Source organism: Pantoea sp. Pa-EAmG (assembly GCF_030024295.1).
GTDB lineage: Bacteria > Pseudomonadota > Gammaproteobacteria > Enterobacterales > Enterobacteriaceae > Pantoea > Pantoea dispersa.
Genome location: NZ_JASEWO010000003.1, coordinates 32,731 through 48,109, shown reverse-complemented (window position 1 = coordinate 48,109; position 15,379 = coordinate 32,731). Strand labels below are relative to the sequence as shown.

Genomic DNA, 15,379 nt, shown 5'->3' with positions numbered 1-15,379 from the left:
TGTGAAACGCACTAGCCGTTGGAGCGCAGTTGCGGATAACGGCGGAAAATGGCGATGCACCAGAACAGTCCCGCCAGGCCAATGATTGCGCCCACGTTGCCCACGTCTGCCATCTGCAGATGCAGACTGACCTGGTTACCGAGTAGCGCGCCTGCGCCAATACCGATGTTATAAATACCGGAAAACAGCGACATGGCGACGTCGGTGGCGTCCGGTGCCAGCGATAGCACGCGCACCTGCATCGCCAGGCCGATCATCATCATTGCCATTCCCCAGATAATACACAGCACGGTAATCGCTGCCGGGCGTACCGCAGCAAACACCAGCAGACCCATACACAGGGTAATCAGCGCAATGGCGGCGATCAGCAGCGCGGACGGGAATTTATTGCCCAGCGTGCTGAACAGAATGCTGCCCAGAATGCCGGCTGAGCCGAACAGCAGAAGTAACAGGGTGGTGAAGTTCTCATCGGCGCTGGCCACTACCTGCATAAACGGCTCGATATAGCTGTAAGCGGTGTAGTGCGCGGTCACCACGACGGTGACCAGAATGTACATCGCCACCAGCGCCGGGCGGCGAAACAGCATCGGCACGCTGCTGAGTGAACCGGTGTGCTCACTCGGCAGGCGCGGCAGTATCCGCACCAGCATAATCAGCAGTACCAGTGCTGACAGGCCGATCATACCAAAGGTGGTACGCCAGCCCAGATACTGACCCACAATACGACCAATCGGCACGCCCAGCACCATCGCCAGCGCCGTGCCCGTGGCCAGCATACTCAACGCCTGGGTTTTCTTGCCGGCTGGCGCAACGCGAATCGCCAGCGAGGCGGTGATCGACCAGAACACCGCGTGCGCCAGCGCAATGCCAATGCGCGACAGCACCAGCGACGTGAAATCCCACGCCACGGCCGATAACAGGTGGCTGGCGACAAACAGAATAAACAGGATGGCCAGCAGCAGGCGGCGCTCGACGTTGCGCGTCAGCAGCATTAACGGCAGCGATAACAGCGCCACGACCCAGGCATAGATGGTGAGCATGATACCGACATCAGCGGTTTTCATTGCAAAGCTGCTGGCGATGTCCGACAGCAGGCCAACCGGCACAAATTCGGTGGTATTGAAGACAAAAGCAGCGATAGCCAGCAGCACTACGCGCAGCCAGGCTGTTTTACGGGAAACGGTTGTTGATTGCATTGAATTCAAATCGGCTAAACGACGAGTGAGGGGGCAGGAACGCACCCGGTAAAGTGACCTCGATCACAAATTTCCGCTATTGTGGAGCATTAGTCAGCCGATGAAAACCGTTAACCCGGGTTTTATCGCTGAATATTTCTTATCGCGCTGAGCGTGGTAAATAGCCTGCGGTTATGGGGAGTTGTTGCGGCTGCGTGCTGCCGGCCCGCGAGTCTGCCGTACCAGCACAGGCTAAGTCAGCTGTTTCTGTAATAGAAAAATCGCTTAGCCGTGCTGAGGGCGAGTACCGTGCGGGCGGGTGCGGTTCAGACCAGGATTATCAGAGTCACGCCATATGCTTTAGTGCCACGCTAAAGTTGTGGGTCGGATTTTTTTTTACGCCCACCGGGCAGCAGTGTTCGCAGCCCAACGCAGTGGCGTAAAATTTACGCGCCTGCTGGATTGCAGCCCCGGGCGTGTAAAAAGTTCCCAGAAAACGACGACCGCCGTCGGATGGCAGGAACGGACAGCCCTTCGCATGCACCACATGATTGTCGTTATAACCGGCATGCTTATCGACATAATAGTAAAGCTCCATCTGACTACCTCATTGCTGTGTAAAAAATAAGTCTATGTATTATTGGAATAGAACGAATTATAGCGATGAATTGCTATTTTGTTTTAAGTGGTACGGCGCGAATGCCTGATAATTCGAATCCAGCGGAGCAGGCGGGACGCTGAGGTCCCGCGCTAACGATGAAGGGTATTACAGTTTGCGGCCCTGTAAACGCAGGCCAACCAGCAGTGCCAGCACCAGCAGGGCGCTGATAAACAGGGTCACGCCCGGCCAGCCGTAGCGGTGCCAGAATACGCCGCCGAGGGTGCCGGCCACGCTGGAGCCCACATAGTAGCTGAACAGATAAAGTGATGATGCCTGGCCTTTCGCCCTGCGCGCGCGCGGTCCAATCCAGCCGCTGGCCACCGAATGGGCGGCAAAGAAGCCGGCAGTGAACAGCATCATGCCCGGCAGAATCAGCCACAGCGAATTATAGGCGGTCAGCAGCAGACCGGCCAGCATGATCGCCGTGGCGCCCGTCATCACCGGACCGCGACCAAAGCGGCTGGTCATCGCGCCAGCTTTCGGCGAACTCCACGAACCGGTGAGATACACCACAGACAGCAGCCCGACCACCGCCTGGCTCAGTGACCAAGGCGCGCTCAGTAAACGGTAGCCGATGTAGTTAAACAGCGTGACAAACGCGCCCATCAGCAGAAAGCCTTCGGCAAACAGCAGCGGCAATCCTTTGTCGCGCCAGTGCAGGCGGAAGTTGATCAGCAGACTGCGTGGCCGCAGCGAGGCAGGGCGAAAATGGCGCGACGCGGGCAGAATTTTCCAGAACATCAGCGCGCCAGCCAGCGCGCAGCAGCCAATGACGCCAATGGCAATACGCCACGAGAAAAAGTCGGTCAGCACACCGGAGAGTAAACGACCGCTCATGCCGCCAATCGAGTTACCGCTGATGTACAGCCCCATGGAGAAGGCGATGACCCGCGGATGCATCTCTTCGCTCAGGTAAGTCATGCCCACCGCCGCGACGCCACTGAGCGACAGACCGGTCAGCGCGCGCATCAGCAGAATCCCCTGCCAGCTGCTCATGGTGGCGGAGATCAGCGTACAAATCGCCGCCAGCATCAGCGCGGTCACCATCACCGATTTACGCCCAATCGCATCTGACAGCGGGCCGGTGAACAGCAGGCCCAGCGCCATCAGCCCGGTGGAGAGCGACAGCGAAATACTGCTTTCGGCAGGCGTCACGCCAAACTGCTGTGACAGCACCGGCAGAATCGGTTGTACGCAATAGAGCAGGGCGAAAGTGGCAAGACCGGCAGAGAACAGCGCCAGCGTCACGCGCATAAACTGCGGCGATCCACGTTCAATCCATTCAGTAGCGGTATCGGCGGTAACAGGCTTCGTGGACAAGCTGTCCTCATCAAGCGTCACAGCCTGGGAAGAGCGACTCACAGTACATCCTCAATTCAGCAAATGTCTGAATACTGTAGGAAAGGCTAAATAGGTTGTACAATATATTAATAATCTCAAATGAGACGTTTAAGATATGATGATTGAGCTGCGCCATCTGCGCTACTTTATTGCCGTTGCGGAAGAGCTGCACTTTGGCCGCGCCGCGCAGCGGCTGCACATTTCTCAGCCGCCGCTCAGTCAGCAGATTCTGCAACTGGAACAGGCGCTGGATGCGCAGCTGTTCACCCGCACTAATCGCAGCGTACAGCTCACGCCGGCTGGCCAGTCGTTTTTACAGGATGCGCGCGCGGTTTTATTGCAGGTGGAACAGGCGGCCGGGCGCGCGGCGCGCATTCATCACGGTCAGCAGGGAGAGTTGCGTATTGGCTTTACCTCCTCGGCGCCGTTTACCGGACTGGTGTCGGATGCGCTGTATCACTATCGGCAGCGCTGGCCGGACGTGCATATTCAGATGCAGGAGTACAACACGCGGCAGCAGCTGGCGCCGCTGCACGAGGGGCGACTCGATCTGGGCGTCATGCGCAATACGCCGCTGCCGGAGGATCTTCAGCACCGCCTGTTGCTGCGTGAACCGCTGTGCGCGGTGGTGCACCACGCGCATCCGCTGGCACAGGCCACGTCAATTAGCATCCGGGCGTTAGCCAGCGAACCTTTTGTTTTCTTTGATGCGCAGGGCGGCACGGCCCTGTACGGTGAAATTCTGGCGCTGCTGCATCGCTACCAAATCAAACCTTACATTACCCAGGAAGTGGGTGAAGCCATGACGATACTCGGCCTGGTGGCAACCGGCCTTGGCGTGTCGATTTTACCCGCCTCGTTTGCCCGCGCGCGACTGGCGGAAGTCGCCTGGATTCCGCTACAGGAAAGCGATGCCATTTCTGAGGTGTGGCTGGTGTGGTCAGCGCTGCGCCAGCCGAGTGCGCAGATGAGCAATATGATGGCGCTGCTGCTGCACCATGCCGAGGATTGAACCCACGGGTACAGAAAACCGCGTTCTTTGTGTGCGATAAATCACATTTCTAATCAAATATTTGACGCTGCGCGCCAATCTGCATCACCATAGCTGCTGTTTATTTAGAAGCGCGAAAATATCCGGGAGCAGGGCGTGAATCTGGACAGTCAGCCTGGCCATATTGACCAAATAAAACAGACCAATGCCGGTGCAGTGTATCGTCTGATTGACCATTACGGTCCGATTTCGCGGATTGAGCTGTCGAAACGTGCCCAGCTGGCCCCGGCCAGCATCACCAAAATTGTGCGCGAAATGCTGGATGCGCATCTGGTGCAGGAGACCGAGTTTCAGGAGCCGGGCAGTCGCGGACGGCCGGCGATAGGGCTGATCCTCGATACCCTGGCCTGGCACTATCTGGCTGTTCGCCTCCAGCCGGGGTTCATTACCCTGACGCTGCGCGATCTCAGCAGCCGCGCGCTACAGGAAGATCGCCTGCCGCTGCCTGCCAGCGCCGACACGCCGCTACTGCAGACGCTGCAGGAGCTGGTCAACGCCTTTTTCATTCGCCATCAGCAAAAACTTGAGCGTCTGACCGCTATCGCCATTACCCTGCCGGGACTGATCAACGCCGCCTCCGGCGTGGTGCACCGTATGCCGGGCTATGAGGTACAGGATATGCCGCTGGGCGAAACCCTGGCGCAGCGCACCGGGCTGCCGGTATTCGTCCAGCACGATATCTCCGCATGGACGCTGGCAGAGGCGCTGTTTGGTGCCTCACGGGGTGCGCAGGACGTGATTCAGATTGTTATTGACGAAACGGTGGGCGCCGGGGTGATCAGCGGTGGCCAGCTGTTGCACAAAAGCGGACGCGCGCTGGTGGAGATTGGTCATACGCAGATCGATCCTTACGGCCAGCAGTGTTACTGCGGCAACCATGGCTGTCTGGAAACGGTGGCCAGCACCGGCAGCCTGCTGCAGCTGGCGGCACAGCGTTTATCGTCGCAGCCGGACAGCCAGCTGCACCAGCAGCCGCTGACGCTGGCCTCGCTGTGTGCCGCTGCGCAGCAGGGCGACCGGCTGGCGCGGGACGTTATTGCTGGCGTCGGTCATCATATCGGGCGCATGCTGGCGATGATGGTCAACATCTTTAATCCTCAACAAATTCTTATCGGTTCACCGCTTAACCAGGCGGCGGACGTGCTGTTCCCGGCGGTCAGCAGCACCATTCGCCAGCAGGCCCTGCCGGCGTACAGTCACGCTATCCAGCTAACCCCTGCGGCCTTCAACGATCCCGGCACGCTGGGCGGCGCGGCGCTGATCAAAGACGCGCTCTATAGCGGCCATTTACTGATAAAACTGTTGCAGGGCTAACGCCAGCCCGCCTTAAGTTTGCGCTAACGCAAGCTCTCGCCTGGGACAAATCCTTAAACTGCCTCCTTTGCAGGTTACACATCGCTTTAATGAAGGAGGAGAAAGGTGAAAACGATTTTTGTCACCGGTACCGACACCGCGGTGGGTAAGACCGTGGTTTCCCGCGCACTGTTACAGTGCTTTGCCAAAGCGAATCTGTGTGCCGCTGGCTACAAGCCGGTTGCCAAAAGCGCGCAGCACACGCCGGAAGGGCTTCGTAATAAAGATGCCGTACTGCTGCAGCAGGCATCCGGCCTCACGCTGAACTACAGCGACGTCAATCCTGTGACGCTGGAAGAGGATGAAATCAGCACCAGCCCGGCGCAGCGCATCGATTATCCGTTACTCAATCGCGGGCTGGCTGGCTTACAGGATCGCGCTGCACGTGTGGTGGTGGAAGGCACGGGCGGCTGGCGCAGCCTGATGAACGACTTACGGCCCTTGTCGCAGTGGGTGCAGCAGGCGCAACTGCCGGTGGTGCTGGTGGTGGGCATTAAAGAGGGTTGCATTAGCCACGCTTTACTGACCGCCGAAGCGATTGCCGCCGATGGTCTGACGCTGGCGGGCTGGGTCGCCAATCGTATTAATCCAGGTCTGGCGCACTATGCTGAAATCATTGATGTTCTGCGCGATAAGCTGAACGCGCCGCTGTTGGGCGAATTGCCTTATCTGCCGCGCGCCGAACAGCGTGATTTGAGTGGTTATCTGGATATTACGTTACTCGGAGGTGATGCGCTGCACAGCGAGAGTGCAAAGCCCGCCGCCTGATGAAACAAAATGCGGCATATCGCACGCAGCTGAATCCGGAGTTTCAGGGGCGGCTGCTTTTTTTTATGCCGTAAACCTTTTTATATTCAATCATCTGTCCTGAATTTTCCCTGTCCGCTGTCGCCCTGGCGCGTTTCATGCATCAGGCAAACTGATAAATCGTTTGCCGGAGCCCTGCTATGTCGCACCCAGAAGAAGAGAAAGGTTTGTTGTACGGGCTGGATGCCCGCATCGGTCCTGCACCGGCGTTCTTTGCCGCCCTGCAGCACGTGCTGGCCAGCGTGGTCGGTATCATCACGCCGCCGCTGATTATCGGTTCCGTGCTGGGGTTACAGGCCTGGATTCCGTATCTCATTAGCATGTCGCTGCTGGTTTCCGGACTCGGTACCTTTCTGCAGGCGCGCCGTTTCTGCGGCATTGGCGCAGGCATGATCTGTCTGCAGGGCACCAGCTTCGCCTTTCTCGGCGTCATTCTCTCGGCGGGGATGACGGTGAAAGCGCAGGGCGGTTCACCGCAGGCGATCCTCGCCATGATTTTTGGCTGCAACCTGGTGGCGGCGCTGATCCCGATGCTGATTAGCCGCTGCATCACACCACTGCGTAAAGTACTGACCCCGGTGGTGACCGGTACGGTGATCACCCTGATTGGTATCAGCCTGATAAAAGTCAGTATTACCGACTGGGCGGGCGGGCATAACGCCCGCGATTTTGGTGCGCCGGGTAATCTGGCGTTGGGGGCGCTGACCCTGCTGGTGATTATCGTGCTTAACCGTTCCCACTCGCGCTGGGCGCGGCTGGTGGCGGTGGTCGCCGGCATTGGTGCGGGCTGCATCGCGGCGGCGCTGAGCGGTCATCTGCCGCTGAAGCCGATGGCGGAGACGCACTGGCTGGTGCTGCCTTCGCTACTGCATTTTGGCTTTGATTTTAGCTGGACGCTGTTTGTGCCGATTGCGCTGGTCTCGGTGATCTGCGTGATTGAGGCGGTGGGCGATCTGACCGCCAACTGTCTGATTTCACGCCAGCCGCTGGAAGGCGACGGGTTTCAGCGCCGGCTGCAGGGCGGGATTCTGGCCGATGGCCTCAGCTGTCTGCTGGCGGCATTGTTCTCGGCATTTCCCAATACCACCTTTGCGCAGAACAACGGGGTGATTCAGATGACCGGCGTCGCCAGTCGCTACGTGGGGATGGTGATTGGCCTGATGCTGGTGCTGCTGGGCATCTTCCCGCTGGTCGGCAACCTGCTACAGCAGATTCCGCCGCCGGTGCTGGGCGGGGCAACGCTGGTGATGTTTGGCAGCGTGGTCGCCGCCGGTATTCGCGTGATGACGCAGGCCCCACTGGGGCGGCGTGAGATGCTGATTGTGGCGGTGTCGTTTGGCATCGGCCTCGGGGTGGAAGCGGTTCCGGACGTGCTGAAACAGTTCCCGCCGCTGGTCAGCAACCTGTTTGGTCATGCAGTCACCACCGGTGGAATTCTCGCTATGCTGCTGAACGTGGTGCTGCCGAATGAAGCTAAAACGGTTGCGGCGGTCGGCGCGGTCGAAGAGAGCAACTGACGCACAGTTTACCTGGAGAATCGCGCCCTCCGTGGCGCGGTTCGGTCGGGGTTACGGGTTAAGACGACGGCGCGTGCGGCCGGAGCTGAGGTAATCCGCGATGTAATCCTGCGAAATTTCGCCGCTGTAGCGACCTTCCTCATCGACAATCGGCATCCATACCGTGTTGTGTTCATACAGCTTCGACAGCACCACGCGCAGGTTCTCCTCCGCTTTGCCGGTGACCTTAAAGGTGTGCAGCATCTCCTCGCAGCGGCCGGTGGCGCCGCGCGCTTCACGACGTTTGACAAAGCCCAGCGGTTTGCCATCTTCGTCGACTACCGTGACCGAACGCATGTCGTTGTCGTCCATGGTTGCGAACGCCTCCTGCAGCGGGGTACTGCGCTGCACGGTGATGGTCGGCTGCTGATCGGTGACGTCGCCGGCCTGCACCAGCAGCAGACGTTTCAGCGTACGGTCCTGACCGACGAACGAGCCGACAAATTCGTTGGCCGGCTGCGCCAGCAGTTCGTCCGGGCTGGCGCACTGCACGATTTTGCCCTGGCCAAACACCGCGATGCGGTCACCGAGCTTCAGCGCCTCGTCAATGTCGTGGCTCACCAGCATCACGGTTTTCTTCAGCTGGCGCTGCATATCGAGGAACTCGTTCTGAATCACCTCGCGGTTGATCGGGTCGACGGCACCGAACGGTTCATCCATCAGCAGTACCGGTGGATCCGCCGCCAGCGCGCGGATCACGCCGATGCGCTGCTGCTGGCCGCCCGACATCTCACGCGGGTAGCGATGCAGAAACTTCGTCGGGTCAAGCGCCACCATGCTCATCAGCTCCGTCGCCCGTTCCCGGCAGCGTTTTTTGTCCCAGCCCAGCATGCGCGGCACCACGGTAATGTTCTCTTCAATGGTCATGTTCGGGAACAGACCAATCTGCTGAATCACATAGCCGATGTTACGGCGCAGCGTGACGGTATCCTGGCCGCTGGTGTCTTCGCCATTAATTAAAATCCGCCCGCTGCTGGCGGGGATCAGACGGTTAATCATCTTCAGCGTGGTGGTTTTGCCGCAGCCGGACGGGCCCAGCAGCACACACATCTCCCCGGCAGGCACTTCCAGGCTGACGTTATCGACGGCATTGAATGTGGTGCCGTTTTTTTGCGTAAAGGTTTTCGTCAGGTTTTCCAGTTTTATCATTATCGAATCCCCTTAGGAGTCAGCGCCGACTGCAGACGGTGCAGCAGCCAGTCAAGAATAATCGCCAGTAAACAGATCATCAGTGCGCCAGCAATCAGCATGCGCACGTCGCTGCCGCTGATGCCGTCCAGCAGTTGCAGGCCCAGGCCGCCGGCACCGATCACCGCCGCAATCGCCATCACGCCCACGTTCATCACCACCGCGGTGCGGATGCCGCCAAAAATCACCGGCAGCGCCATCGGAATTTCCACCCAGCGCAGGCGCTGCCAGAAGGTCATGCCGATACCGCGACCGGCTTCGCGCAGCCCGGGCGGCAGATTTTCCAGCGCGGTATGGGTATTACGCACAATCGGCAGCAGTGAATAGAGGAACACCGCGGTAATCGCCGGCAGGGCGCCAATACCCTGACCGATCAGTGAAAACAGCGGAATCATCAGACCAAACAGCGCAATGGTCGGGATGGTCAGCACGATGGTGGCGATGCCCAGCACCGGTGTTGCCAGCCATTTGAAGCGGACAATCAGAATGCCCAGCGGCACACCGACGAGGATGGCAAAACCTACTGCCACCAACACCAGCCAGGTATGCTGCCAGGTCAGCGCCAGCAGGGTGTTCCAGTTATCCATGATGTAATGCAGGGTATCCATTGCGCCTCCTTACAGCATGTTTTTGGATTTGAGGAAATCACGCGCCACCTGCTGCGGCGACAGGTGATCGATATCGACGCGCTTGTTCATCTCGGTGATCGCCTCATCGGTGATCAGCGGTGACAGCTGATTAAGCGCAGCCTCAAGGCCGGGATGGCTTTCCAGCACATCCTGACGCACCACCGGCGTGACGTTGTAACTTGGGAAGAAGTGCTTATCATCTTCCAGTACCTTGAGTTCAAAACCCTTAACCCGGCCGTCGGTGGTGTAGATCAATCCGGCATCGACAAAGCCGTCACGTACTGCGTTGTAGACCAGACCGGGGTCCATCTGGCGAATCTGCGGGCGATCCAGCGGCATGTTGTAGGCTTTCTGCAGCGGTTTCAGGCCATCCGAACGGCCGGCAAATTCCAGATCGAGACCGAGTTTCCAGTTGTGATCCGGGTCGGTTTTGCGCACCTGTTCCAGCTTCGCCACCAGCTGTGACATGGTGCTGATGCCTTCCGCCTCAGCGCGCTGGCGCTGCATGGCAAACGCGTAGGTGTTGTTCATCGGGGCAGGATTGAGCCACACCAGTCCCAGCTTCGCGTCCAGCTGTTTAACGGTTTTGTACGCCTCTTCAGACGACATCGGCTTGTTGATATGGTTAAAAATAATCAGCGAGGTGCCGGTATATTCCCACGTCATATCAATCTGCTTGTTGATCATCGCGTTACGCCCGATGGTGGTGGCGATGTTGGTTTTCGGGATGACCTGAAAACCTTTCTTTTGCAGCCACATCACCGTCATCGCAGACAGGATATGCTGCTCGGTAAAGCTTTTGGTCGCCATTACGATGGGCGTGGCGGCGAGCGCGCCGTGACTGAGGGTTAAGGTGGCGGTCAGGGCCAGCGCGGTGCGTTTGACCCAGCGCGCCAGCAGATTAGCAGTGGCCATGATTACATGCTCCGGGTTAAGCCGCAGAGTGCGGGCTGAGGACGCGTCCCAATGCTGCCAGCAGCATGTCGAGGATCAGGGCAAACAGGGCGGTGGCCACTGCGCCGAGGATCAGCGTCGGGAAATCGTTGAGATAAATACCGGGGAAAATCAGCTCGCCGTAGCTGCTGGCACCAATTAGGAAGGCCAGCGGCGCGGTGCCGACGTTAATCGCGGTCGCGATGCGCACCCCGGCGAGGATCACCGGCAGCGCATTCGGCAGTTCAACCCGGCGCAGCCGCTGCAGTTTGGTCATGCCGATACCGTTGGCGGCTTCAATCAGCGACGGCGGCACCGCGCTCAGACCGGCATAGGTGTTGCGCACAATCGGCAGCAGCGAGGCGAGGAACAAGGCGATCAGCGCCGGGCGATCGCCAATGCCGACAATCACCATCGCCAGCGCCAGCACAGCCAGCGGTGGCAGCGTGTTACCGACGTTGAAGATTTGCATCACATATTCAGCCCAGCGACGGGCGAAGGGACGGCTGAGCAAAATCCCGCTCGGGATGCCAACCAGTAAAGCGCATAACATCGACCAGAACACTAAGTACAGGTGTTGCTGCCCAAGGTAGAGTAAATCCACCTTGCGGTCGCGCAGCGTATCCAGCCCTAATCCCCACACCAGCAGGGCTATCACCACCACGATGGCGAGCAGTGCCAGCCCGGCACGTCGGGCGAGCGATGCGTTGTACATAGCGTGCGTCTCCCTGATTGAAAAAATCGATTGATTTTATGACGTTATTTTCAGCGTACCGGCGTTATGCGGTGCAATACACAGACGAAAATCCAGCACGCTGTCAAATTGCAGTTAAAATGACTGCTTCCCGGCTTTTTCACAGTGAAAAACCAGAAAATGCCTTTAGCCCTATAGCAACGCTTGATGATTATTGCCAGTTTTCACGGCAAAATCAGGTAGATACAAAAGCGGTAAAACTAAGCGAAACCCGCATGAAATAAGGTGTCGTTCGACAATAAAAAATTTTCATCAAGATAGGTGACATTGTCACAAACAGGCGCACGCAGAGGAAACTGAGTCGGCGAAATTTCGACTAGCCTTGTAAGAAAAAGGGAGACGTATGACTGAAAGCGCACAATTACAAACGGAACATCGCCACTGGATTCTGATTGCCTGCATGCTGGCGATGTTTATGGCTGCCATTGAGGTCACCATTGTGGCCACGGCCATGCCAACCATCATTGCCGATCTTGGCGGTTTCGCGCAGTTTGGCTGGGTATTTTCTATTTATCTGCTGACGCAGGCGGTAAGCGTCCCGTTGTATGGCAGACTGGCGGACATCTGGGGCCGCAAACGATTATTTTTCATCGGCGTAACGCTGTTTTTGCTGGGCTCGGTGCTGTGCGGTTTTGCCCATAGTATGACGTGGCTGATTGTGTTTCGTGCCTTTCAGGGCCTCGGTGCCGGGGCGATTATGCCGCTGACCACCACCATCGTGGCGGACATTTACTCGCCGCGCGAGCGCGCCAGCGTGCAGGGCTGGCTCTCCAGCGTCTGGGGCGTCGCGGCCGTCATCGGTCCGCTGAGCGGTGCCTGGCTGGTTCAGCACTTTAACTGGTCGGTGATTTTCTGGGTAAACGTGCCGATTGGTCTGCTCTCCATGCTGCTGCTGGCGCGTTTTCTGCCGGCGCGCGAACAGCATCAGGGCGCAACGCTGAATCTGACCGGCAGCTGCTGGTTGATGATCAGCGTCACCGCACTGCTGGTGGCGCTGCTACAGGCGGAAGCGCTGGGGTTCTGGCTGGTGCCGTTTCTGGCGCTGGCGCTGCTGGCCGGCTGGCGGCTGAAACATCACGAGCAGCGCGCCGATGCGCCGCTGTTTCCGCTGGCGCTGTGGCGCAGCCGCCTGATTGTGGCCGGCAATGCCGGAAACCTGATTATCGGGGCCACCATGATGGGCATCAGCGCGTTTCTGCCGACGTGGATTCAGGGCATTACTGGCGGCACGCCGCTGCAGGCGGGCAGCGCGCTGGCGATGATGTCGATTGGCTGGCCACTGGCCAGCACCCTGAGCGGTCGCCTGATGCTGATCACCTCGTATCGCTTTACCGCGCAGCTCGGCGCGTTTTTACTGATTGCAGGTAGCGCGCTGTTACTGCTGCTGCGCGCCGACAGCAGCATTATGCAGGCCGGGCTGACGGCGTTTGTTATTGGCACCGGGATGGGCATGACCAGCACCACCTTTCTGGTGTCGGTACAAAATCATGCGCACTATGAAATTCGCGGCATCTGCACCGCCTCGATCATGTTCAGCCGCATGCTGGGTTCAGCCATCGGCACGGCGATAATGGGCGCGGTGCTCAATCTCAACCTGTCGCTGCGGCTGCCGCAGGCCAGCGATCCTATGCAGAAAATTATGGCACCGGAGAGCCGTCAGGCGCTGCCGCAGGAACAATTACACTTCTGGACCGGGCAGATTGCCAGTTCGCTGCACTGGGTATTTGTGGTGGCATTGCTGATTGCGCTGCTGACGTTGTGGATTGCGTGGCTGATGCCGCGTCAGCGGCCGGAAGCGGAATAAAGCAGGGCGGCCGACCAGCCGCCCGAAGAGATTACTGTGCGGGAGCATCCTGCGAGCTGCCCGCGCTGTCCGGCACGCTGCTATCCGCATCGCGACCGTTTTTCTTGTAAACGATTTTCTGCGTGTCGTTTTCACAGTGGCCAACGACCTGACCGCCTGCCTGATCAACCTGATCGTTCGGCACGATATCCAGCGTAAAATCCGATTCCGCCACGCCATTGTTGATGATCTTTTTGCTGATATCGGCGCGCACGCTTTCGCAGGACGCCTGCACCGCCAGCGGTAACGCCAGCGCCATTAGCAACACAACTGCATTACGTTTTTTCATCACTCACTCCTTGTTGCGTCATTCCCGTGAAAACTATAGCAGCTGTCGCGCGTTACGGCGCCAGCGGACGGCCGGTGCGGCGATCGAGGCAGCGCAGGGTGTTCGGTTCCCAGTACGCATTAACGTTGTAGCTTTTTTCGCAGGCGTCGCGGGTATCAAAGGCCCGGTCTGCCTTATCGAACTCTTTCTCCACGCGGGTATTTACCTTGTTACGCAGGTTGCGCGTATCGTTCCACTGCTCTTTGCTCTGACGCGCCGCCTCGTTGCTGGCCGCGTTGTTGCCATCTTCAATAATCAGGCGATCCGTCTTAGCGACAGCCAGCGGCGCAGTCAGCAATACGCTGGCGGTCAGCGTGGTAGCCAGCAGGGCGGAAAACAGTTTTTTCATCGTCATTTCCTTTCGTTAACTCCAGCACAGCGCGCAGGGCGGCTGTCACAACACTGTCTGTCAGTATATCATCGCTGCTTCTTTGCTCACCAGCGGTGAGCGGTTTGTTTAACGATCAGAGAGACTTTGTATGCTGGTGAAAACCGCGCTGCTGTTTTTTATCACTGCTATTGCCGAGATCACCGGCTGTTTTCTGCCGTGGCTGTGGCTGAAGCGCGGCATGAGCGCCTGGCTATTGTTACCGGCCGCAGCCAGCCTGGCGCTGTTTGTCTGGCTGCTGACCCTGCATCCGGCAGCCAGCGGCCGGGTGTATGCGGCTTATGGCGGCGTGTATGTGTTAACGGCGCTGATCTGGCTGCGGCTGGTCGATGGCGTCAAACTGAGTGCGTGGGATTGGGTCGGTGCGCTGGTGGCGTTCAGCGGCATGCTGATTATCGTTATCGGCTGGGGCAAGGCCTGAACCGGCCGCGCAGGGCGACCCGACGGGCCGCCACGCGCAGCTTGCTTATCCTTTAAACACTTTCAGTCCGGCGGTGGTTTGCGTCACCGGCATGATTTCCAGCGTGTTGATGTTGACGTGCTTCGGCAGCGTGGTCACCCAATAGACCGCTTCCGTCACGTCTTCCGCCGTCAGCGCGGTGGTGCCTTCATACACCGCATCCGCGCGGCCATCGTCACCTTTGAAGCGCACGTTCGAAAACTCGGTGCCGCCCACCAGGCCAGGCTCGATATCGGTGACGCGCAGCGCGGTGCCGTGCAGGTCGGTGCGCAGGTTGAGGCTGAACTGGCGCACAAACGCCTTGGTTGCCCCGTACACGTTGCCGCCGGCGTACGGCCAGCTGCCGGCAATCGAGCCAATGTTGACGATGTGACCGACGTTGCGCTCTACCATGGCAGGCAGCACGGCGCGCGTCATATACACCAGCCCTTTGTTGTTGGTGTCGATCATATTTTCCCAGTCTTCAACGCTGGCTTTATGCGCCGGTTCGACGCCCAGCGCCAGCCCGGCATTGTTCACCAGCACATCGATATCACGCCATTCGGCGGGCAGGGCAGCGATGACTTCTTCGATAGCCGCGCGGTTACGCACATCCAGCTGCACGGTATACAGGTTGTCGCCCAGTTCCTGTTTTAATTCCTGCAAACGCTCAGCACGGCGTCCGCTGGCGATCACTTTGTGACCTGTAGCAATGAAGCGGCGGGTGATACTTTGACCAAAACCGGCGGTCGCACCGGTAACAAAAATAATCATCTCACTGTTCCTTATACGATTTCAGGTTCTCTGCCACACCTTAGCATTAACCCCGCAGCGGCGCTCATGAAAAGCGTGAGCGGCGTGTTGCAGAATCTTTCCTGCACGTTTTCGGTGCGGCCATGCACCATGAGCGTGCCCGATCAGGCACCTTTTCCC

General features: G+C 58.6%; 17 protein-coding genes. 7 read left to right on the top strand and 10 right to left on the bottom strand.

The window, feature by feature from the left end; genetic code table 11:
• Window positions 1-11: 11 nt before the first annotated feature.
• The 3 genes from QMM04_RS00975 to QMM04_RS00965 all read right to left on the bottom strand — a co-directional run bounded on the left by QMM04_RS00975 (window position 12) and on the right by QMM04_RS00965 (window position 3,198).
• Window positions 12-1,196, bottom strand: a complete 1,185-nt coding sequence (locus QMM04_RS00975; protein WP_031279126.1) for a sugar transporter — start codon at window positions 1,194-1,196, stop codon at window positions 12-14.
• 325 nt (window positions 1,197-1,521) lie between these two features.
• Complete coding sequence (locus tag QMM04_RS00970; RefSeq protein ID WP_021506080.1) at window positions 1,522-1,773, bottom strand: hypothetical protein; 252 nt, start codon at window positions 1,771-1,773, stop codon at window positions 1,522-1,524.
• Between the two features lie 168 nt (window positions 1,774-1,941).
• Entirely contained in the window at window positions 1,942-3,198 is a 1,257-nt protein-coding gene (locus QMM04_RS00965; RefSeq protein WP_282995475.1) for an MFS transporter, read from the bottom strand.
• Window positions 3,199-3,292: 94 nt separating this feature from the next.
• On the opposite strand from QMM04_RS00965, the gene QMM04_RS00960 reads away from it, so the two are divergent.
• The 4 genes from QMM04_RS00960 to QMM04_RS00945 all read left to right on the top strand — a co-directional run bounded on the left by QMM04_RS00960 (window position 3,293) and on the right by QMM04_RS00945 (window position 7,905).
• Window positions 3,293-4,189 carry a LysR family transcriptional regulator gene (locus QMM04_RS00960; RefSeq protein WP_058769777.1) on the top strand — a complete coding sequence of 299 codons (897 nt, stop codon included), beginning with the start codon at window positions 3,293-3,295 and terminating at the stop codon, window positions 4,187-4,189.
• A 135-nt stretch (window positions 4,190-4,324) separates the two neighbouring features.
• A complete protein-coding gene (locus QMM04_RS00955; RefSeq protein ID WP_058758528.1) occupies window positions 4,325-5,542 on the top strand; it encodes an ROK family transcriptional regulator in 1,218 nt (405 codons plus the stop codon).
• 105 nt (window positions 5,543-5,647) lie between these two features.
• Window positions 5,648-6,349, top strand: a complete 702-nt coding sequence (bioD, locus tag QMM04_RS00950) for a dethiobiotin synthase (RefSeq protein ID WP_021506076.1) — start codon at window positions 5,648-5,650, stop codon at window positions 6,347-6,349.
• 179 nt (window positions 6,350-6,528) lie between these two features.
• A complete protein-coding gene (locus tag QMM04_RS00945) occupies window positions 6,529-7,905 on the top strand; it encodes a nucleobase:cation symporter-2 family protein (RefSeq protein ID WP_058758529.1) in 1,377 nt (458 codons plus the stop codon).
• Between the two features lie 51 nt (window positions 7,906-7,956).
• Here the strand turns inward: QMM04_RS00945 and osmV are convergent, their stop codons facing one another.
• From osmV to QMM04_RS00925, 4 genes are all read right to left on the bottom strand, one after another.
• Window positions 7,957-9,093: an osmoprotectant ABC transporter ATP-binding protein OsmV gene (osmV, locus tag QMM04_RS00940; RefSeq protein WP_021506074.1), complete on the bottom strand. Its 1,137-nt coding sequence runs from the start codon at window positions 9,091-9,093 to the stop codon at window positions 7,957-7,959.
• Window positions 9,093-9,740, bottom strand: coding sequence for an osmoprotectant ABC transporter permease OsmW (osmW, locus tag QMM04_RS00935; protein ID WP_021506073.1), 648 nt, complete (start codon window positions 9,738-9,740; stop codon window positions 9,093-9,095). The genes osmV and osmW overlap by 1 nt, the downstream gene beginning before the upstream one ends.
• Before the next feature lie 9 nt (window positions 9,741-9,749).
• Window positions 9,750-10,631 carry a glycine betaine ABC transporter substrate-binding protein gene (locus QMM04_RS00930; RefSeq protein WP_309787468.1) on the bottom strand — a complete coding sequence of 294 codons (882 nt, stop codon included), beginning with the start codon at window positions 10,629-10,631 and terminating at the stop codon, window positions 9,750-9,752.
• A gap of 61 nt (window positions 10,632-10,692) precedes the next feature.
• Window positions 10,693-11,409, bottom strand: a complete 717-nt coding sequence (locus tag QMM04_RS00925; protein WP_282995474.1) for an ABC transporter permease — start codon at window positions 11,407-11,409, stop codon at window positions 10,693-10,695.
• A gap of 17 nt (window positions 11,410-11,426) precedes the next feature.
• On the opposite strand from QMM04_RS00925, the gene QMM04_RS00920 reads away from it, so the two are divergent.
• Both QMM04_RS00920 and QMM04_RS00915 read left to right on the top strand, forming a co-directional pair.
• Window positions 11,427-11,672 (top strand): hypothetical protein, encoded by a 246-nt coding sequence (locus tag QMM04_RS00920; protein WP_282995473.1) that lies wholly within the window; start codon window positions 11,427-11,429, stop codon window positions 11,670-11,672.
• A 119-nt stretch (window positions 11,673-11,791) separates the two neighbouring features.
• Window positions 11,792-13,252: an MDR family MFS transporter gene (locus QMM04_RS00915; protein WP_058769781.1), complete on the top strand. Its 1,461-nt coding sequence runs from the start codon at window positions 11,792-11,794 to the stop codon at window positions 13,250-13,252.
• Between the two features lie 31 nt (window positions 13,253-13,283).
• Here QMM04_RS00915 and QMM04_RS00910 read toward each other — a convergent pair whose 3' ends face one another.
• Both QMM04_RS00910 and QMM04_RS00905 read right to left on the bottom strand, forming a co-directional pair.
• A complete protein-coding gene (locus tag QMM04_RS00910) occupies window positions 13,284-13,580 on the bottom strand; it encodes a DUF1161 domain-containing protein (RefSeq protein ID WP_058769782.1) in 297 nt (98 codons plus the stop codon).
• 52 nt (window positions 13,581-13,632) lie between these two features.
• Entirely contained in the window at window positions 13,633-13,968 is a 336-nt protein-coding gene (locus QMM04_RS00905; RefSeq protein ID WP_010618460.1) for a DUF1283 family protein, read from the bottom strand.
• A gap of 133 nt (window positions 13,969-14,101) precedes the next feature.
• Between QMM04_RS00905 and QMM04_RS00900 the strand changes: the two genes are divergently transcribed.
• On the top strand, window positions 14,102-14,428 hold the full coding sequence (locus QMM04_RS00900) for a YnfA family protein (RefSeq protein ID WP_031279118.1): 327 nt from the start codon (window positions 14,102-14,104) through the stop codon (window positions 14,426-14,428).
• Window positions 14,429-14,473: 45 nt separating this feature from the next.
• On the opposite strand, the gene ydfG is transcribed toward QMM04_RS00900, so the two are convergent.
• On the bottom strand, window positions 14,474-15,220 hold the full coding sequence (gene ydfG, locus QMM04_RS00895; RefSeq protein WP_282995472.1) for a bifunctional NADP-dependent 3-hydroxy acid dehydrogenase/3-hydroxypropionate dehydrogenase YdfG: 747 nt from the start codon (window positions 15,218-15,220) through the stop codon (window positions 14,474-14,476).
• Window positions 15,221-15,379: the final 159 nt, after the last annotated feature.

What these genes read in the sequence shown, in the direction of transcription:
- QMM04_RS00975 (WP_031279126.1), bottom strand. Translation starts at nt 1,196, where the DNA reads ATGCAATCAACAACCGTTTCCCGTAAAACAGCCTGGCTGCGCGTAGTG.
- QMM04_RS00970 (WP_021506080.1), bottom strand. Translation starts at nt 1,773, where the DNA reads ATGGAGCTTTACTATTATGTCGATAAGCATGCCGGTTATAACGACAAT.
- QMM04_RS00960 (WP_058769777.1), top strand. Translation starts at nt 3,293, where the DNA reads ATGATGATTGAGCTGCGCCATCTGCGCTACTTTATTGCCGTTGCGGAA.
- QMM04_RS00945 (WP_058758529.1), top strand. Translation starts at nt 6,529, where the DNA reads ATGTCGCACCCAGAAGAAGAGAAAGGTTTGTTGTACGGGCTGGATGCC.
- osmV (WP_021506074.1), bottom strand. Translation starts at nt 9,093, where the DNA reads ATGATAAAACTGGAAAACCTGACGAAAACCTTTACGCAAAAAAACGGC.
- osmW (WP_021506073.1), bottom strand. Translation starts at nt 9,740, where the DNA reads ATGGATACCCTGCATTACATCATGGATAACTGGAACACCCTGCTGGCG.
- QMM04_RS00925 (WP_282995474.1), bottom strand. Translation starts at nt 11,409, where the DNA reads ATGTACAACGCATCGCTCGCCCGACGTGCCGGGCTGGCACTGCTCGCC.
- QMM04_RS00915 (WP_058769781.1), top strand. Translation starts at nt 11,792, where the DNA reads ATGACTGAAAGCGCACAATTACAAACGGAACATCGCCACTGGATTCTG.
- QMM04_RS00910 (WP_058769782.1), bottom strand. Translation starts at nt 13,580, where the DNA reads ATGAAAAAACGTAATGCAGTTGTGTTGCTAATGGCGCTGGCGTTACCG.
- QMM04_RS00905 (WP_010618460.1), bottom strand. Translation starts at nt 13,968, where the DNA reads ATGAAAAAACTGTTTTCCGCCCTGCTGGCTACCACGCTGACCGCCAGC.
- ydfG (WP_282995472.1), bottom strand. Translation starts at nt 15,220, where the DNA reads ATGATTATTTTTGTTACCGGTGCGACCGCCGGTTTTGGTCAAAGTATC.